Here is a 15,695-nt window from a genome sequence, read left to right as displayed (position 1 = left end):
TCCAGCGCCTCCGACACGAGCTCGGCCGCGCGGGTCAGCAGCGCGTCCAGATCCGAAGTCCGGAACGCGAAGTTGCTGAAGTCCGCAAGTGCGGCACGCTGTGCTAGAAATCGGTCGGGCACTGGCAATTCCCCTCGCTTTCGGCGCCGCGTAACGGCAATTTGCCAAAGACTAAAGTAAGTTCCGCAGTTCTGCACGCGCGCGTTTCCGGCCCCCGCCCGCCTCGGCTGGCCAAGCCGGCCTATGACCTGCCGCGATTACAGCCGTGCAGGCCGGCCGCGCCTCTCTGGCGAATCCCGCTGCCCGTCCCCATATGCGCTGCGTCCCGACCCCGCGAAGGATCTTGCCATGTCGTACGTGAAGACCGGAATCCTGATGGCGGCCATGACGGCGCTGTTCCTCGGCATCGGCTACCTGCTGGCCGGGACCGGCGGGATCGTGATCGCCTTCGTGCTCGCGGCCGGGATGAACGCGTTCGCGTGGTGGAATTCCGACCGCATGGTGCTGAAGATGCACAATGCCCGCCCCGTGGGGGCGAACGACCGGTCCGGCCTGTCCGAGATGGTCGCCGCACTGGCACGCAACGCCGGCATGCCGATGCCCGCCGTCTACGTCATCGACACGCCGCAGCCAAACGCCTTCGCGACGGGGCGCAACCCCCAGAACGCCGCAGTCGCGGTGACGACCGGTCTCATGCGCACGCTGACGCGTGACGAGCTGGCCGGCGTGGTCGCGCACGAGCTGGCGCATATCCGCAACCACGACACCGCCATCATGACCGTGACCGCGACCTTTGCCGGCGCGATCTCGATGCTGGCGAACTTCGCGCTGTTCTTCGGCGGCCGGCGCGAGGGCGGCCTCGGCATCGTCGGCGCGCTGGCGATGATGATCCTCGCGCCGCTCGCCGCGGCGCTGGTGCAGATGGCGATCAGCCGCACGCGCGAATACGCCGCCGACAAGGCCGGCGCCGAGATCTGCGGAGAGCCCATGTGGCTCGCCTCGGCGCTGGCGAAGATCCAGGCCGGCGCGTCGCGGATCGACAACCACGCGGCCGAGCGTAACCCCGCAACGGCGCACATGTTCATCATCAATCCGCTGCACGCGCATAAGCACGACAACCTCTTCTCGACCCACCCGGCGACCGAGAACCGCATCGCCGCACTGCGCGAGCTTGCGGCGCAGACGACCCGCAGCTCGATCCCGCGCACGCGCCCGAGCGCCCGTCCGGAACCGGACCGCTCGGGCCCCTGGGGCTGAGCGTCGCTCCTCTCGTTCGCGCCTCAGTCGAACTCGATCATGATCGTGAACGTGCGTCTGACACCCGGCGGCGGTGGCGGGAAGGGGGCCGCGCGCTGGATCACCTGAAGCGCGGCGCGGTCCAGCGCACTGGTGCCCGAGCTTTGCACGATGCGGGCACCGGCCAGCCCGCCCGAATCCGCGATGGTAAAGCTGACATGGCTTTGCCCGCGGTAATTCGTCCGTGGACGGCCGGCCCGGTTGATCCGCGCCATGACCTCGCCCGAGTAGTTGCTGGCCGCAGCGTTGCCGGATTGCTGCGCCGTTCCCTGCCGAGTGCCCTGCTGGCTGGCCTGCGCCTCGCGCTGGCCATCGGCGGCGCCCGACCGCGCGTTCTGCTCCGCGTTGCCGCGCGCGGCGCGCCGTTCGGGTTCGGGCTCCGGGCGGGACTGCGGCTCTGGCCTCGCGCGCTCCTCGATCTCGGCGGTGCGCGGCGACGGCCGCAGCGACCGCGGCGGGGCGGCGCTGTCGGGGTCGGCGGACACGACCGTCTCCGGCGGCGCTTCTGCGGTCTCGACCGGGGCATCTGGCGCGACAGGGTCCAGCGGCTCGGGCGCCACGGGCTGCGCGGTCTCGCGTGGCGCGACCGGTTCAGGCTCAAGCGCGTCCGGCGCCACCGGCTCGGCAGCGTCCGGGCTGGCTGCCAAGACACCATCCGCCCGCTGCGGCAGCAGGGCGGTCTGCGCGTCCGGGCGCGGGGCCGCTTCGGGCACCGGTTCCGCCACGCGCTCGGGCGGCGCGATCGCCGTCGTGACTGGCGCCGCCTGGTCCGCCGGTTCTGCCTCGGCGCGCGGCAAAGCCTCGGCCTCGGGGCGCTCGGCCGCCTCGGGCCGGTCTTGCGGCGTCTCCTCGGGCGCGGGCGGCTCGATCGGTTGCGGCGCGACGGGTTCGGCGACCTCCGCGGCATCCTCGGCCTGCATCGTCCCCTGAACGAGGTCGGCAAAGCTGCCGGTCCGCGCGGTCTCGGCGCCCTGCGCGCTTTCGATCTGCGGCGTCTCCTCGACGTAGAGCGCCCAGGCGAGGCCCGCATGCACCGCGCCCGCCGCCACCAGCGCGACCAGCTTCGCCGCGTTCGAGGATGCCACGCCGCGCCCGCTCATCTCAGCCCCCGTTCGGTCACCACCAGCACGCGGGCGGCCCCAGCCGCGCGCAGGGCACCCGCGATCCGCACCAGTTCGGAAGCGTCGAGTTCGCGGTCGGGCACGATCCGCACGGTCGGGCCGTCCTCGCCCGGCATCGTCGTGGCCTCGGCCATCTCCAGGTATGCTTCGGGCGAGGCCACGGCGTCTCCGCGATAGCTGAGCCGCCCGTCGGGATGCACCACCAGCGCGTCGGGCGGCGCCCGGCCTTCCAGGTCGCGCGTCTGGACAAGGGTCAGGTCGCCGTCCAGCGGCACCGCCAGCGTGCCCGCCACCATGAAAAAGACCAGCATCAGGAAGACGATGTTGATCAGCGCGATCGTGGGTTCGCGCGTCGCGCGCTTGGGGGCTGCTCTCATGATGCCCCCATTACGGTCGGGCTCAGGTTCGGCACCCCGCGCAGCGCCACCAGCAGGTCGGTCAGCCGCTGCGCCGTCACGCCAGAGCGCAGCGCGACCAGCAGTACGCGCGGCGCCTCGGCCGTCTCGGGCGCCAGCGCGTCCGGCAGCGCGTCCAGCGCCACGGCGTCGCCGTTCAGGCGGATGTCGTTCGCGCCCAGTTGCAGGAACAGCGGCGGGCGGTCATCGCTGCCGACCGGTCCGCGTGCCGCGGCGGCGATCTCGACCTCGGAGAACTTCGAGAAGGTCGACGTCAGCATGAAGAACAACAGCAGCAGGAAGATGACGTCGATCAGCGACGTCATGGACAACCGCCGCCGCGCGCGGATCTTACGCATGGGCCGGGGCGAGGCCGGGATCCTGCGCCGGCGCCCGGCCGCGCGGCGACAGGATCGTGTGGATCGCACGGCCGGCGGTGACACGCTCGGAATCCATCCGCGCCTCGAACCAGCTGAGCGCGATGGCGGTCGGCATCGCCACCACCAGGCCCACGGCAGTGGTCAGAAGCGCGACCCAGATGCCGCCGGCCAGGATCGACGGGTCGACCTGCGCGCCCGCGTCCTGCAGCGCCTGGAACGCCTCGATCATGCCCAGCACGGTGCCGAACAGGCCCAGCAGCGGCGCAAGCTGCGCGACGGTGTCGAGAAAGCGCAGGCCCCGCTCCAGCCGGGCGAAGCGTGTCTCGGCCTCGGCCTCGAGGCGGGTGGCGGCACCGGGTCCGGCGCCAAGCGCCATGTCGACCACCGGCGCAAGGTAGCTGGTCGAGCGGTCGAGCGCGGCGCGCGCCCCGGAGCGATCGCCGCGATCCCAGGCGGCGACAGCCTCGGACAGCGCGGTGTGGCGGCCGACCCCGGCGCTCTTGAACTGCCAGAATTTGTACAGCACGACCGCCAGCGTCACCACGGACACGGCGATCAGAAGAAGGACGACGGGACCGCCCAGGTCGGCGATCCGTTGCAGCGCGGCTGGCATCTCCATCATCCCAGCACGTCGATGCTGGCGCGGCTGTCCAGCCGCAGGTCGGCCTCGCAGGCATCCGCGCCCAGCGTCTCGGCCTCGCAGGTGTCGGCGCCGTTGAACAGCACGCGACCGAGCCCGTCGCAGGGCGTGCCCGGGATCACGAATTGCCGCACGCGGGTCCGCCCGGCCGGCAGCGCGCCGAAGTCGAACAGCGTCAGCCGGTCGACCTGGCCCTCGGCGTCGAACAGCACGGTCTCGAACACCGCCTGGGCGATGTCGGTGTCGTGGCCGTTGATGACGACGAAGGACATCTTGCAGGCCTCGCCCTCGGTCTCGGCGGCGTTCAGCTCGATTGACAGGCGCGCGCCCACCTCGTCCTGAGCCAGCGCGGGCGCACCCAGCGCGGCGCCGCACGCCGCGGCAAGCGCGAGGGTTCTGAATCTGTGCATGTCGGGTCCCCGTTCGGTTCGTCTCAAGCGAAGTCGATATGCGTGGCTGACGGGTGTTGGCTGGCGCAGGCGACTTGGCCGACTCGGACCACGTTTTTCCGCGGAGGGCAATAGCCGATAAAAACCGTCGGAATGTTGCTCCGCAGTCACGGTTTGGCCATTGAACCTGCTGCACGGGTCTGGAATAGATATTGTTGACTTAAACATTCAGGAATTCGTCGGCCGATGAGCTTTCGTCCCGCCGTGACCTCTTTCCTGTCCGGCATCCGGCCGGCAGCGCCGCTGGTCTATGCCAGCTGGCACGGCGTCGTCGCGGATCTGTGGCGGGTCGATGTCGGGCAGGACGGCCACGGCGCCTACACCGCCCGCGATCCGCGATTCGTCGTCGTGCTGGATGAGGGCGAAAGCACCCTGCGGCTCGGCGGTGCGGGCTTCGATGCGCAGGCCCCCGTCCGCGTGGCCTACGTGCCGGCGGGCGTCGCGGTGCGCTCGCGCTTTTCGCGCGGCGGGCGGCTGACGCATCTCGACCTGCATTTCGACGCCGGGGCCTTGCGCCAGCGGCTCAAAGCCGGCGCGCTGGACGCGGGCCACCTGATGGCGCACCCCGTCGCCCTGCCCGAGGCGCCGGACGTGACCGCGATCGCGCGGCTGCTGGCGCAGGATCTCGACGGCGACGGCGCCGCCGCGCTGGCGCGGGACGCACTGGCGACCGCGCTGGCCGCGCGGGTCTTCGCCGCGGCCGGACTGTCCGCCGTGCTGCCGGTTCGCGGCGGGCTGACCGGACGGCAGTTGGTCAAGGTCGACGCGCTGATGCGGGCCGAGATGCGCCGGCGCCTGTCCGTGTCCGAGATGGCCGAAGCCGTCGGCCTGTCGGAAAGCCGCTTCGCCCATGCGTTCCGCGAAAGCCGCGGGCAAAGCCCGCACCGTGCGCTGCAAGCGTTGCGCGTGACGGCGGCGCAGCGGTTGCTGCGCGACCCCGCCCGCAGCATCGCCGACGTCGCGGCCGAGGTGGGTTTCGCGGACCAGGCGCACCTGACCCGCGCCTTCGGCGCCGTCGTCGGCCAGACCCCGGGCGCATGGCGGCGCACGCACGGTCCGGAGCAGGATCGCACAATTCCCGACAGTTTCAGTCAAGACAGCCCCCGGCTTCTTCCGTAGCAGACGGGATCAAAAGCCGCCGCGCCTTCGCGTGCGCGCGGCCAACAACCATGTCGAAGGGGACAGTGATGACACGACGCAACGCAGCCGTACGCGCGGTGCTTGCCACCACGACGATCCTGGCCGGGGCGCCGGCCGCCCTGGCGCAAGAGCAGGCGATCGACCTCGGCCGGATCACGTTCGAGGTACAGGGCGCCGAGCCGGTCGGCGACGACGTCAATCCGAACACCCTGTCGGGCATGAAGACCGCGACCGAGATCACCGAGGTGCCGCAATCGGTCAGCGTCGTCGGCCGCGAGACGTTCGAGCGTCAGAACCCCGCCAAGGTCGACCAGGTGCTGCGCGACGTGCCCGGCGTGCAGGCGCAGCTTTACGGCTATGACAGCGACACCAACTGGTTTTACATCCGCGGCTTCAACTCGTTCGACACCGGCGCGTTCATGGACGGGCTGTCGCTGTTCTCGTACGGGTTCGGCACGTTCTACGTCGATCCGTTCCTGCTCGAACGGGTCGAGGTACTGAAGGGCCCGGCCTCGATGCTCTACGGCGCGTCCAGCCCGGGCGGCGTGGTCAACTATGTCTCGAAGCTGCCCGACGGCTCGGAAGGCCGCACCTTGACCTTCGGCGCCGACAGCGAGGGCCGCGCCTGGGTGCAGGGCGAGGCGGCCGGCCTGATCGGCGACGACCTGTCGTACCGCGTCGGCGGCAAGCTGCAGCGCCAGGACGGCCACGGCATGTTCGATCCGGGGGTCGAGGGCACGGTCTACGGCGGCGCCACCAAGGCGTTCGACGACGGCGGCAAGCTGACGCTGCATCTCAGCTACACCCAGATGGACCAGGACCACGTGGGCGGCCAGTTCCTGCCCTATTTCGGGACCGAGAAGGAAGCGCCCTTCGGCTATTTCGACGACTACTACAACGGCGGCGACCCGGATTCGGACGCGTACGAGCGCGAGCAGCTGATCGCCACCGGCATCTACCGCCGCGACGTCGGCGGTTGGCAGATGACCGATACGCTGCGCCTCGGCTACGCCGATATCGAGGAGCTCTACGTCTACCCCAACGGCTTCACCAGCGGGCAGGTGCCCGTGCCCGGCGCCGACGTGTCGCGCTTCGTCTTCGCGCATGACAGCTATGCCACGATCGCCCAGAACGACCTGCGCTTCACCCGCGAGGTGGCGACCGGCGCCGTGACGCACGACCTGCTGGTCGGCCTCGACATGCGCCGCTACCGGCTGGACGAAGAGCAGTCCTTCGCCTTCGGCACGCCGCTCGACCCCGAGGATCCGGATTACGGCGACGATCAGCCGGCGGTCGGCTCTCCCTACATCGACGGCGTGCGCGTGCAGGACCAGATCGGCCTTTACGCGCAGGACCAGGTGCGCTGGGGCGACGGCTGGATCGGCACCGTGAACGCGCGCTACGACACCGTCTGGTCGTCCTTCGACGACGAACTTGGCACCGACCTCGACCGGCAGGACGACGCCTTCACCTGGCGCCTGGCGCTGGCGCGCGAGATCGGAAACGTGACGCCCTACGCGACCGTCGGCACCTATTTCAACCCGCAGGCCCTGGGCGCCGCGTCCGAGGATGCCGACCCCGAAACCGGCCGCCAGGTCGAGGTCGGCGTGAAGTGGCAGCCCAACGACGCGTCGCTGATCACGCTCTCGGCCTTCGACATCCGGCGCGAGAACGTGTCGCAGTCGCTGGTCAACTCGGGCACCTTCGACAGCCGCACCCTGGGCGCGCTGCGCTCGCGCGGGTTCGAGATCGAGGCAGACTGGCAGGTCAGCGACAGCGTCCGGCTGGGCGCCGCGTACACCAACCTCGACGTCGAGATCGTGGACTTCGACGACGATCCGACCATCGAGGGCAAGACGCCGCAATCGGTGATCGAGCAGTTCGGCTCGCTGAACGTGGCCTACACGCCGCTGGCCTTCCCCGAACTGGAACTGCGCGCCAGCGCGCGGTATCGCGGCGACAGCTACGCCGACAACGCCAACACGCTGGACGTCGACGGCGGCTGGCTGCTGGACGCCGGCGCGACCTGGGACTTCGCCCGCGACTGGACCGCGGATATCAACGTCACCAACCTGACGGACGAACGCTACACCGCAAGCTGCCAGACGTCCTTCGGCACGTCCTCGTGCTGGCAGGGCGAAGGCCGCGTGGTCAGCCTGGGCGTGACCAAGTCATTCTGAGGGCAAACCCCTACAGCAGGGAAAAGGGCGCCTCTTCGGGGGCGTCCTTCTTCGTTTTCGGGGCTACGCCGCATCCTTGCGCAGCGGGCAATTGGCGCAGGTTTCGCCCGAGACCGACAGGTAGCGGCAGCAGCCGCCGCGCCGGGCGACGCGATCGGCGGCCACTTGCAACTGCCGGTTGGCGAAGGGTGCGCCGTAGCGGCCAAGCACGTCGCGCGCGCGGTCCGGCCGTCCGGCCTGCATCCAGCCCCAGGCGAGGCCATCGCCCGCGATCCGCCACAGCGCGCGCGGTGCCAGCGGTCCGCCATAGGCCAGCGCGTTAACCGACGGCGCGAACAGCCGCGCCACCGCGATCGCTGCCGCGGGCGCGGTCACCGGCGCCGTCACCGGGGGTGCGGTCGCGGCGATCTCGAAATCCACGCGCCCCTCGGGCACCACCCGCGCGACCAGGGCGACGTCTTCGCCGCCGACGGCGGCCAGCGACCGGCCCTCGGCATCCCAGCGCGCCAGCACCGGGCCCACCACATGCGCCAGCACGTTCATCACCCAGGCCGCGTGATCGCGCCGCGTCATGCCCGGCAGCACGCGCGCGTTCAGCGCCACCAGATCGTCCGCGACGGCGCCCGTCGTCGCCAGGGTGAAGGCGACGCTCACTCGGTCACGACCGGCCCGTCGCCGGCCATCGCCGCCTCGAGCGCGGGGACCAGCAGGTCCAGCGCGTATGGCAGGCTCAACAGCGACGCATGCGACAGCGCCCCGCTCAGCAGCGGCCCGGCAAAGACCTCGTGCCCGCCTTTCGTTGCCCCAAGGAATCGCCGCGTCACCAGCGCCTCGACCGGCGCGAAGTCGCCGTCGGTCGAGATCCACAGGATCACGTCGGCGTCGAGGGTCGACAGCGCCTCCTCGCTCAGCGTGACGGCGAAGGCGTTGCCCGCGGACGCTGCGGCGTCGATGGCGGGCGGTGTCTCGAACCCCAGCTGCGCCAGAAGCTGCGGCCGGATATCGGCCGAGGTGTAGGCCCCGGGCGTACCGCTGAGGGCATAGGCGACGCTGGCGGTCCTGCCGTCCCAATCGGGATGCGCGTCGGCGGTGGCGGCAAGCCGGTCCTCGATGGCGGCGATCTGCGCCTCGGCCTCGTCCTCGCGCCCGACCGCGCGGCCGGCGATGCGCGCGCGGTCGTCCCACGGCAGCTCGTAATCGCCGACGCCCTCAGGCACCGCCACCACCGGCGCGATGCGGCTCAGTTGCTCGTAATCGGCCTCGGTGATGCCCGACCACAGCGCCAGGATCACGTCGGGATTGGACGCGGCGACCTTCTCGTAGTCGATTTCGCCGCGCAGCACGACCGGATCTCCCGTCAGCGCGGGCGCGGCCCAGGGCCAAAGCGCGCCCTCGAAATCGCCGTACCAGTGGCGCAGCGCCACCGGCTGCACGCCCAGCGCCAGCAGGTCGTCGGCGCCCGAGAAATCGAGGCTCGCCACCCGCTCGGGGGCCTCGTCGATGACCGCCTCGCCGAACTTGTGATCGATGGTCAGGGGAAAGTCCTGCGCGAGTGCCGGCACGGCCAGCAGCCCGAGCGCGGCGACAAGGGATGTGCGGATCATGGCGTCTCCTTGCGGTGGGTTCGTAGCATGAGCAGGGCGAAACAGGGCGCGCCGACCAGCGCGGTCACCAGCCCGGCGGGCACCTGCACGGGACCGAACGCGGTGCGTCCGGCCAGGTCGGCGCCGGCGGCCAGGCACGCGCCCACGGCCCAGGTCAGCGCCAGGTGCAGCCCCGGCCCGGTGCGCGCCAGCCGCCGCGCGGCATGCGGCGCCAGCAGGCCGACGAAGGCGACCGGTCCCACGACCGACACCGACGCCGATGCCAGCGCGACCGACGCCAGAAGCAGCCCGGTGCGCGCGCGAGTCACGCGGTGACCAAGGCTGGCGGCCAGATCGTCGCCCAGCCGCAGCGCCGCCAGCGGCCGCGCGGCCAGAACGCAGATCGCCAGCGCCGCGACAGTGGCCAGGGCGCTGCGCTGCACCTCGTCCCAAGAGGCCGAGCGCACCGACCCGGCCAGCCAGCCCAGCGCCTCGTGCGCGTCCGAGATGCGGCCGTAGGTCAGCAGCGCCGTGGTCATCGCGGTCAGGAAGGCGGCAAGGCCGATGCCGGTCAGCAGGAACCGCGTCTGCGCCCCGCCCGCGCGGATGCCCGTCAGGCACAGGATCGCCGCCGCGGCCGCCATGCCGCCACCGAACGCCGCCGGCGCGCGCCACGCATCCGGCGCCGCCGGCACCAGCACCGCCAGCACGATCACCGCCAACCCCGCGCCCTGGCTGACGCCGACCAGCGCGGGGTCGGCCAGCGGGTTCAGCGTGGTGCCCTGCAGCAGCGCGCCCGACAGCGCCAGCAACCCGCCCGCCAGCAGCGCGGTCAGCGCGCGCGGCAGGCGGAACTCGGTCGCGACCAGGTCCGCCCGCTCGGACGCGGTGCCGACCAGCGCCGCCAGCGCGTCACCCAGGCCCACGTCGGCGCTGCCCAGCGCGAGGCTCGCCAGCAGCAGCGCGCCGATCGCCCCGACCAGCGCTGCCAGCATGGCGGCGCCGCGCGCAGGCACCTCGAATGCCACGCGATGGCCCATCCCCGAGGCGCGCAGCACGCTCATGCCCGCGCTCGCAGCAGCAGCACGAAGACCGGCGCGCCCACCAGCGCGGTCAGGATCCCGGTCGAGACCTCGGCCGGTGCGATCACCGTCCGCCCCAGCGTGTCGGCCGCCAGCAGGTAGATCGCGCCCAGCACCACGCTCGCCGGCAGCAGCCGCGCATAGTCCGTGCCGATCAGCAGCCGCGCGGCGTGCGGCACGGTCAGCCCGACGAAGGCGAGCGGCCCGGCCAATGCGACCGCGCTCGCCGTCAGCACGACCACGGCGGCCAGCGCCAGCGCGCGGATGCGCGCGACCGGCACGCCCAGCGCGTGCGCGGCCTCGTCGCCCAGCGACAGCACGGTCAGCTTGGGCGCCGCGATCAGCGCCGCCACCAGCCCGGCCAGCGCCCAGGGCGCCACCAGCGCCACCACCGGCATCCGAAGGCCCGCCAGCGATCCCGACAGCCAGATGCGCAGATCCTCGAACCCGCGCTGGTCGAGCAGGTTCAGCAGCATCGTCAGCGCCGCCAGGAACGCCGTCACCGCCGCCCCGGCCAGCACCGGCGTCAGCATGCCCGCGCCACCGCCCGCGGCAGCCGTCAGGGCCCAGACCATCAGCGCTCCGCCCAGCGCGCCCGCCGCGGCCAGCAAAGGCAACAGCGTCGGCGCGCCGAGGCCGAACACCCCCTGCCCCGCGACAACCGCAAGCGCGGCGCCTGCCAGCAGACCGAACAGCCCCGGCTCGGCCAGCGGGTTGCGCGTGGCGCCCTGCATCAGCGCGCCCGCCGCCGCCAGCGCGGCGCCCGCCAGCATCGCGCCCAGCGCGCGCGGCAGGCGGATCTCGGCGATCACGGCGGCCTCGTAGCTGTCGCCGCCCGCCAGCAGCGTCGGGATCACCGAGCGCACAGGCACCGCATGCGCCCCGGCGCCGAGATGCCAGGCCAGCGCGACCAGCAGCAGGCCCAGCCCGGCCGGCCAGAACAGCGCCCGCGCGCTCATGCCGCCGTCCGCGGCAGGCAGACGGGGCGGCCGGTCTCGGGGTCGGCGATCACCCGCGCGTCCAGCCCGAAGACGCGCGACAGCACCGGCGCGGTGATCACCGCCTCGGGCGGACCCGCCGCATCGATCCGACCGTCGCGCATCATCACGATCCGGTCGGCGAAGGCGGCGGCCAGGTTCAGCTCGTGCAGGACCACCAGCACCGTGCGCCCCGCGCGCGCCAGCCGCGCGAGCAGGCCCATGATCTCGAGCTGCACGGACAGGTCCAGATATGTCGTCGGCTCGTCCAGCAGCAGGATCGGCGTGTCCTGCGCCAGCGTCATCGCGATCCAGCAGCGCTGCCGCTGGCCGCCCGACAGCGCCTCGAGCGGACGGTCGGCGAATTGCGCCACGTCGGTCGCCTGCATCGCGTCGGCGATCGCGGCGTCGTCGGCGGGCGACCAGTGGCGTACCAGCCCGCGATGCGGATGCCGGCCCTGCGCCACCAGGTCGCGCACGCGCATCCCTTCGGGCAGGATCGGCGATTGCGGCAGCAGCGCCATGCGCCGCGCCGCCGCGCGGGGCGACAAGCGATCAAGCGGCGTGCCGTCGATCTCGATCGTGCCCCCGGCCGCGGGCAGGATGCGCGCGATGGTCTTGAGCAGCGTGGACTTGCCGCAGCCGTTGCGCCCCAGCAGCGCGGTCATTGCACTGGGCGCCACGTCGAGGTCGACGCCGCGCAACGCCTGCACCGCGCCGCGGCGCACGCTCAGGCCGCGGACGGCGATCCGGCCGTCTGGCTGGGGGCTGGTCTCCATGCCGGCACAATCCCGATAAGTTCTATCAGGATTGGTTTCACAGACATCGGCGCCGCCCGCAAGACCCCGCGCGGCGGGAAATGCCTACGCGGCGGCGAGCCGCGCGTAGCGCCCGCCGCGTGCCAGCAGCTCGGCATGGGTGCCGGTCTCGGTGATCCGCCCGGCCTCCATCACCGCGATGCGCGTGGCGTCCCGCACGGTGGCCAGCCGGTGCGCGATCACCAGCGTGGTGCGTCCGCGCGACAACTCCGCCAGCGAGGCCTGGATCTTGCGCTCGGTCTCGGTGTCCAGCGCCGAGGTCGCCTCGTCCAGGATCAGGATCGGCGGGTTGCGCAGGAAGATGCGCGCGATCGCCACGCGCTGCTTCTGCCCGCCCGACAGCGTCACGCCGCGTTCGCCCACCACCGTGTCCAGCCCCTCGGGCAGGTCGGCGATCATCTCGGACAGCCGCGCCTTGGCGGCGGCGTCGCGGATCTCGTCCTCGGTCGCGTCCAGCCGGCCGTAGGCGATGTTCTCGCGCAGCGTGCCGCCGAACAGGAACACGTCCTGGCTGACGATGCCCACCTGCCGCCGCAGCGAGCGCAGGCTCATCCCCGCGATGTCCTGCCCGTCGATCAGGATCCGCCCCGATTGCGGCTCGTAGAAGCGCGGCACCAGCGACAGGAGCGAGGTCTTGCCCGCTCCCGACGGCCCGACGAAGGCCACCGTCTCGCCCGGCGCCACGTCCAGCGTCACCTCGCCCAGCACGGGCCGATCGGCGGCGTAGCCGAAGGTCACGCCGTCGAAGGTCACGCGCCCCTCGAAAGCGGGCGCCTCGGCCGCGTCCGGTCGATCCTCGACGTCAGGGCGCAGGTCCATCAGCTCGAGATAGCGGCGGAACCCGGCGATGCCGCGGGGATAGAGCTCGATCACCGCGGCGATCTTCTCGAGCGGGCGGAAGAACAGGCTGACCAGCAGCAGGAACGCGACGTAACCGCCGGTGGTCAGCGCGCCGTTCAGCACGAAGACCGCGCCCACCACCATCACCGCGACCTGCACGAAGCGCATGCCCATGTAGTTGAGCGTGGTCGACGCGGCCATCACCTTGTAGGCCGACAGCTTGGTGTCGCGGTAGCGCGCGTTGTCGCGGGCGAACAGCGTCTTCTCGTGGTCCTCGTTGGCGAAGGCCTGCACCACGCGGATGCCGCCGACGTTCTCTTCCAGCCGCACGTTGAAGTCGGCGACGCGGGCGTAGATCGACCGCCAGGTCCGCGTCATCCGCCCGCCGAAGACCATCACGATGGCGACGCAGACCGGCACGATCCCGGCAGTGATCAGCGCCAGTTCGACGTTGATCGTCAGCATCATCACGAAGGCGCCGACGAAGGTCATCACCGCGACGAACAGGTCCTCGGGGCCGTGATGCGCGACCTCGCCGATCTCTTCCAGGTCGCGCGTCACGCGGGCCACCAGCTTGCCGGTGCGGACCTTGTCGAAATACGAGAACGACAGCCGCTGCAGCTGGTCGAAGGCACGGCGGCGCATCTCGGTCTCGATGTTGATGCCCAGCATGTGGCCCCAGTAGGTCACGATCGCCGTGAGCCCCGCGTTGAACGCGTAGATCAGGACCAGGCCGACCGCGGCGAGGATCGTCAGCGTCAGGTCGCCGCGCGGCAGCAGCACGTCGATGAACAGCTTGATCGCCAGCGGAAAGGCGATCTCCATCAGCCCCGACACCACGGCGCTGCCGAAGTCGAGCCAGAACAGGCCCTTCCACGGGCGGTAATACTCGGCGAATTGTCGGATCATGCGCTTCTGCCGGCTTTTGCGTGCGATGCGGGTAGCACGCGCCCGCCATCGTCGCCAGAGGCGCGCCAATTTATCCTCGCCAGAGGCGCGCCACACCCGCATCGCCACCGGCGCGCCGCCCTGCCCATCCGGTCGCCAAAGAGACATCCCGGCGCCCCCATCCACACGCCGCCCTGTTGCCATCGCCGCTGCCACCCCGATAGCGTGCGCCGAACCCCGCCGGATGGAGCCCAGACATGCTGTTCGCCCTCGCCCTCCTTCTGGGCTGTCAGCTGGTCGGCGAGGTCGCGATGCGCGGCGCCGGGCTGCCGATTCCCGGGCCCGTCGCCGGCCTTGCGCTGCTGCTGGTGCTGGTCGCGTTGCGGCCATCGCTGATCGAGGCGCTGCGCCCGACCGTCAGCGTGATCCTCGCCAACCTGTCGCTGCTGTTCGTGCCCGCCGGGGTCGGCGTGGTCGCCAACCTCGACATCCTCGTCGCCGACTGGCTGACGCTGTCGATCGTTCTCGGCCTCTCGACCGCCCTGTCCATGCTGGCAGCCGTGGGCACGTTCCTTGCCGTGCGGCGGTTCACCGACCGGCCCGCCCCATGACCGAACTCGGCGCCCTTTGGAGCTATCTCTCCGCCTCGCCGCTGACCTGGCTCACCGCGACGCTGGTCGCGTACCTCGTCGCCTCGTCGATCACCCGCGCGCTGAAACAGGCGCCGATCGCGAACCCGGTGCTGCTGTCGGTCTGCATCATCGCGCCGATCCTCGCCCTGACCGGCACCGAGTACCCGACCTATTTCGAGGGCGCGCAGTTCATCCACTTCCTGCTGGGCCCGGCGACCGTGTCGCTGGCGATCCCGCTGATCGACAACTGGGCCACGATCCGCCGCTCGGTCGCGCCGATCGTGCTGGCGCTGATCATGGGCTCGGTCGTCGCCGTGGTCTCGGTGCTGCTGCTGTCGCAGGCGCTGGGCCTGTCCGAGATCCTGGTCCTGTCGCTCGCGCCCAAGTCGACCACCGCGCCCGTCGCGCTGGGCGTGTCCGAGGCGGTGGGCGGCATCCCGACGCTGACGGCGGTGTTCGTGATCGTGACCGGCATCTTCGGCGCGGTCATCGTCACCCCGCTGATGAACCTGCTGCGCATCCGCGACTGGCGCGCCCGCGGCTTCGCGGTCGGCGTCGCCGCGCACGGCATCGGCACGGCGCGCGCCTTCCAGGTCAACCAGACGGCCGGCGCCTACGCGGGCATCGGCATGGCGCTGAACGCGCTTCTGACCAGCCTGATCGTGCCGTTCCTGGTGCGCGCGCTGACCTGAGCGCTCACTCCGCCGCCTCGACCACCTGCAGGGCCACGTTGCCGATCACCCGGTCGCGCAGCCGCTCGCGGTGCATCAGCACCCCGTCGGCGATGTACAGGTCGTCCACGTCCAGGATCCACGGCCCCACCCCTTCCGAGGCGACGCGGATCTTCGTCTCGCCCGCGACGGCCGGACGGCCCTTCAGCGTGGTGTACTCGGCGCCTTCCGGGATCACGGCGAACATCGTCGGGTCCGAGTTCGAGGCGAGGTTTTCGACGATGTACAGGATCTCGTCCGGATCGGTGATCCGCTCGGCGCGGAAGTAGCAGACGCCCTCGTAGCCGCCCAGCGCCACCGCGGTGGCCCCCGCGACCACGATGGTGACCGGCGCCGTGGCGATCGCCGCGGCCGACCCCGCAAGGCCGGAGCCCGCCGCCGCCACGCTGCCCACACCGGACGAGATCATGCTCGCCCCGCTGACCGGGTTCTGCAGCGTGTAGGCGCCCAGCGCGCGCACGCCCTCGGCGGCGACGGACGCCGTGCCTTTGACCGCCGATCCCGCCAGCGCCGAGGGGCGGAAATCGCAGACATCCGCCCGCG

Annotated in this window: 17 protein-coding genes; 5 read left to right on the top strand and 12 right to left on the bottom strand. The window is 71.6% G+C overall.

Features of this window, described 5'->3' with window-relative positions; translation table 11 throughout:
* Positions 1-348 precede the first annotated feature (348 nt).
* Positions 349-1,257 carry a zinc metalloprotease HtpX gene (gene htpX / locus ACFDTC_RS01180; RefSeq protein ID WP_375257032.1) on the top strand — a complete coding sequence of 303 codons (909 nt, stop codon included), beginning with the start codon at positions 349-351 and terminating at the stop codon, positions 1,255-1,257.
* Positions 1,258-1,280: 23 nt separating this feature from the next.
* On the opposite strand, the gene ACFDTC_RS01175 is transcribed toward htpX, so the two are convergent.
* From ACFDTC_RS01175 to ACFDTC_RS01155, 5 genes are read right to left on the bottom strand one after another with little or no spacing between them, the layout of a single operon-like run.
* Complete coding sequence (locus tag ACFDTC_RS01175; RefSeq protein ID WP_375257031.1) at positions 1,281-2,396, bottom strand: TonB family protein; 1,116 nt, start codon at positions 2,394-2,396, stop codon at positions 1,281-1,283.
* A complete protein-coding gene (locus ACFDTC_RS01170) occupies positions 2,393-2,794 on the bottom strand; it encodes an ExbD/TolR family protein (RefSeq protein ID WP_375257030.1) in 402 nt (133 codons plus the stop codon). The genes ACFDTC_RS01175 and ACFDTC_RS01170 overlap by 4 nt, the downstream gene beginning before the upstream one ends.
* A complete protein-coding gene (locus tag ACFDTC_RS01165; protein ID WP_375257029.1) occupies positions 2,791-3,138 on the bottom strand; it encodes a biopolymer transporter ExbD in 348 nt (115 codons plus the stop codon). Before ACFDTC_RS01165 ends, ACFDTC_RS01170 begins: the two co-directional genes overlap by 4 nt.
* 25 nt (positions 3,139-3,163) lie before the next feature.
* Entirely contained in the window at positions 3,164-3,814 is a 651-nt protein-coding gene (locus ACFDTC_RS01160) for a MotA/TolQ/ExbB proton channel family protein (RefSeq protein WP_375257028.1), read from the bottom strand.
* Positions 3,811-4,242 (bottom strand): hypothetical protein, encoded by a 432-nt coding sequence (locus ACFDTC_RS01155; RefSeq protein ID WP_375257027.1) that lies wholly within the window; start codon positions 4,240-4,242, stop codon positions 3,811-3,813. Before ACFDTC_RS01155 ends, ACFDTC_RS01160 begins: the two co-directional genes overlap by 4 nt.
* A 225-nt stretch (positions 4,243-4,467) precedes the next feature.
* Here ACFDTC_RS01155 and ACFDTC_RS01150 point away from each other — a divergent pair, with 225 nt between their 5' ends.
* A complete protein-coding gene (locus tag ACFDTC_RS01150) occupies positions 4,468-5,400 on the top strand; it encodes a helix-turn-helix domain-containing protein (protein ID WP_375257026.1) in 933 nt (310 codons plus the stop codon).
* Positions 5,401-5,468: 68 nt separating this feature from the next.
* Positions 5,469-7,601: a TonB-dependent siderophore receptor gene (locus tag ACFDTC_RS01145; protein WP_375257025.1), complete on the top strand. Its 2,133-nt coding sequence runs from the start codon at positions 5,469-5,471 to the stop codon at positions 7,599-7,601.
* A gap of 63 nt (positions 7,602-7,664) precedes the next feature.
* Here ACFDTC_RS01145 and ACFDTC_RS01140 read toward each other — a convergent pair whose 3' ends face one another.
* From ACFDTC_RS01140 to ACFDTC_RS01115, 6 genes are all read right to left on the bottom strand, one after another.
* On the bottom strand, positions 7,665-8,255 hold the full coding sequence (locus ACFDTC_RS01140; protein WP_375257024.1) for a hypothetical protein: 591 nt from the start codon (positions 8,253-8,255) through the stop codon (positions 7,665-7,667).
* A complete protein-coding gene (locus ACFDTC_RS01135; protein WP_375257023.1) occupies positions 8,252-9,205 on the bottom strand; it encodes an ABC transporter substrate-binding protein in 954 nt (317 codons plus the stop codon). Before ACFDTC_RS01135 ends, ACFDTC_RS01140 begins: the two co-directional genes overlap by 4 nt.
* Positions 9,202-10,248 (bottom strand): iron ABC transporter permease, encoded by a 1,047-nt coding sequence (locus ACFDTC_RS01130; RefSeq protein WP_375257022.1) that lies wholly within the window; start codon positions 10,246-10,248, stop codon positions 9,202-9,204. Before ACFDTC_RS01130 ends, ACFDTC_RS01135 begins: the two co-directional genes overlap by 4 nt.
* A complete protein-coding gene (locus tag ACFDTC_RS01125) occupies positions 10,245-11,225 on the bottom strand; it encodes a FecCD family ABC transporter permease (RefSeq protein ID WP_375257021.1) in 981 nt (326 codons plus the stop codon). Before ACFDTC_RS01125 ends, ACFDTC_RS01130 begins: the two co-directional genes overlap by 4 nt.
* Positions 11,222-12,022: an ABC transporter ATP-binding protein gene (locus ACFDTC_RS01120; RefSeq protein ID WP_375257020.1), complete on the bottom strand. Its 801-nt coding sequence runs from the start codon at positions 12,020-12,022 to the stop codon at positions 11,222-11,224. The genes ACFDTC_RS01125 and ACFDTC_RS01120 overlap by 4 nt, the downstream gene beginning before the upstream one ends.
* An 84-nt stretch (positions 12,023-12,106) precedes the next feature.
* The gene (locus ACFDTC_RS01115) at positions 12,107-13,810 is read right to left on the bottom strand and encodes an ABC transporter ATP-binding protein (RefSeq protein ID WP_375257019.1); all 1,704 of its coding nucleotides are present in this window, start codon (positions 13,808-13,810) and stop codon (positions 12,107-12,109) included.
* A gap of 236 nt (positions 13,811-14,046) precedes the next feature.
* On the opposite strand from ACFDTC_RS01115, the gene ACFDTC_RS01110 reads away from it, so the two are divergent.
* Together ACFDTC_RS01110 and ACFDTC_RS01105 are read left to right on the top strand one after the other, a co-directional pair.
* Positions 14,047-14,400 (top strand): CidA/LrgA family protein, encoded by a 354-nt coding sequence (locus ACFDTC_RS01110; RefSeq protein ID WP_375257018.1) that lies wholly within the window; start codon positions 14,047-14,049, stop codon positions 14,398-14,400.
* Positions 14,397-15,113 (top strand): LrgB family protein, encoded by a 717-nt coding sequence (locus tag ACFDTC_RS01105; protein WP_375257017.1) that lies wholly within the window; start codon positions 14,397-14,399, stop codon positions 15,111-15,113. The genes ACFDTC_RS01110 and ACFDTC_RS01105 overlap by 4 nt, the downstream gene beginning before the upstream one ends.
* Before the next feature lie 4 nt (positions 15,114-15,117).
* On the opposite strand, the gene ACFDTC_RS01100 is transcribed toward ACFDTC_RS01105, so the two are convergent.
* On the bottom strand, positions 15,118-15,695 hold a 578-nt coding region (locus tag ACFDTC_RS01100), incomplete at its 5' end, for a hypothetical protein (RefSeq protein WP_375257016.1).

Origin of the sequence: Citreimonas sp. (genome assembly GCF_042096055.1) — a bacterium.
Taxonomy (GTDB): domain Bacteria; phylum Pseudomonadota; class Alphaproteobacteria; order Rhodobacterales; family Rhodobacteraceae; genus Citreimonas.
This window is presented reverse-complemented; position numbering and strand designations above follow the sequence as displayed.

Coding starts and splice junctions, on each gene's coding strand:
- htpX (WP_375257032.1), top strand. CDS start 349: ATGTCGTACGTGAAGACCGGAATCCTGATGGCGGCCATGACGGCGCTG.
- ACFDTC_RS01175 (WP_375257031.1), bottom strand. CDS start 2,396: ATGAGCGGGCGCGGCGTGGCATCCTCGAACGCGGCGAAGCTGGTCGCG.
- ACFDTC_RS01170 (WP_375257030.1), bottom strand. CDS start 2,794: ATGAGAGCAGCCCCCAAGCGCGCGACGCGCGAACCCACGATCGCGCTG.
- ACFDTC_RS01165 (WP_375257029.1), bottom strand. CDS start 3,138: ATGACGTCGCTGATCGACGTCATCTTCCTGCTGCTGTTGTTCTTCATG.
- ACFDTC_RS01160 (WP_375257028.1), bottom strand. CDS start 3,814: ATGATGGAGATGCCAGCCGCGCTGCAACGGATCGCCGACCTGGGCGGT.
- ACFDTC_RS01155 (WP_375257027.1), bottom strand. CDS start 4,242: ATGCACAGATTCAGAACCCTCGCGCTTGCCGCGGCGTGCGGCGCCGCG.
- ACFDTC_RS01150 (WP_375257026.1), top strand. CDS start 4,468: ATGAGCTTTCGTCCCGCCGTGACCTCTTTCCTGTCCGGCATCCGGCCG.
- ACFDTC_RS01145 (WP_375257025.1), top strand. CDS start 5,469: ATGACACGACGCAACGCAGCCGTACGCGCGGTGCTTGCCACCACGACG.
- ACFDTC_RS01135 (WP_375257023.1), bottom strand. CDS start 9,205: ATGATCCGCACATCCCTTGTCGCCGCGCTCGGGCTGCTGGCCGTGCCG.
- ACFDTC_RS01130 (WP_375257022.1), bottom strand. CDS start 10,248: ATGAGCGTGCTGCGCGCCTCGGGGATGGGCCATCGCGTGGCATTCGAG.
- ACFDTC_RS01125 (WP_375257021.1), bottom strand. CDS start 11,225: ATGAGCGCGCGGGCGCTGTTCTGGCCGGCCGGGCTGGGCCTGCTGCTG.
- ACFDTC_RS01120 (WP_375257020.1), bottom strand. CDS start 12,022: ATGGAGACCAGCCCCCAGCCAGACGGCCGGATCGCCGTCCGCGGCCTG.
- ACFDTC_RS01115 (WP_375257019.1), bottom strand. CDS start 13,810: ATGATCCGACAATTCGCCGAGTATTACCGCCCGTGGAAGGGCCTGTTC.
- ACFDTC_RS01110 (WP_375257018.1), top strand. CDS start 14,047: ATGCTGTTCGCCCTCGCCCTCCTTCTGGGCTGTCAGCTGGTCGGCGAG.
- ACFDTC_RS01105 (WP_375257017.1), top strand. CDS start 14,397: ATGACCGAACTCGGCGCCCTTTGGAGCTATCTCTCCGCCTCGCCGCTG.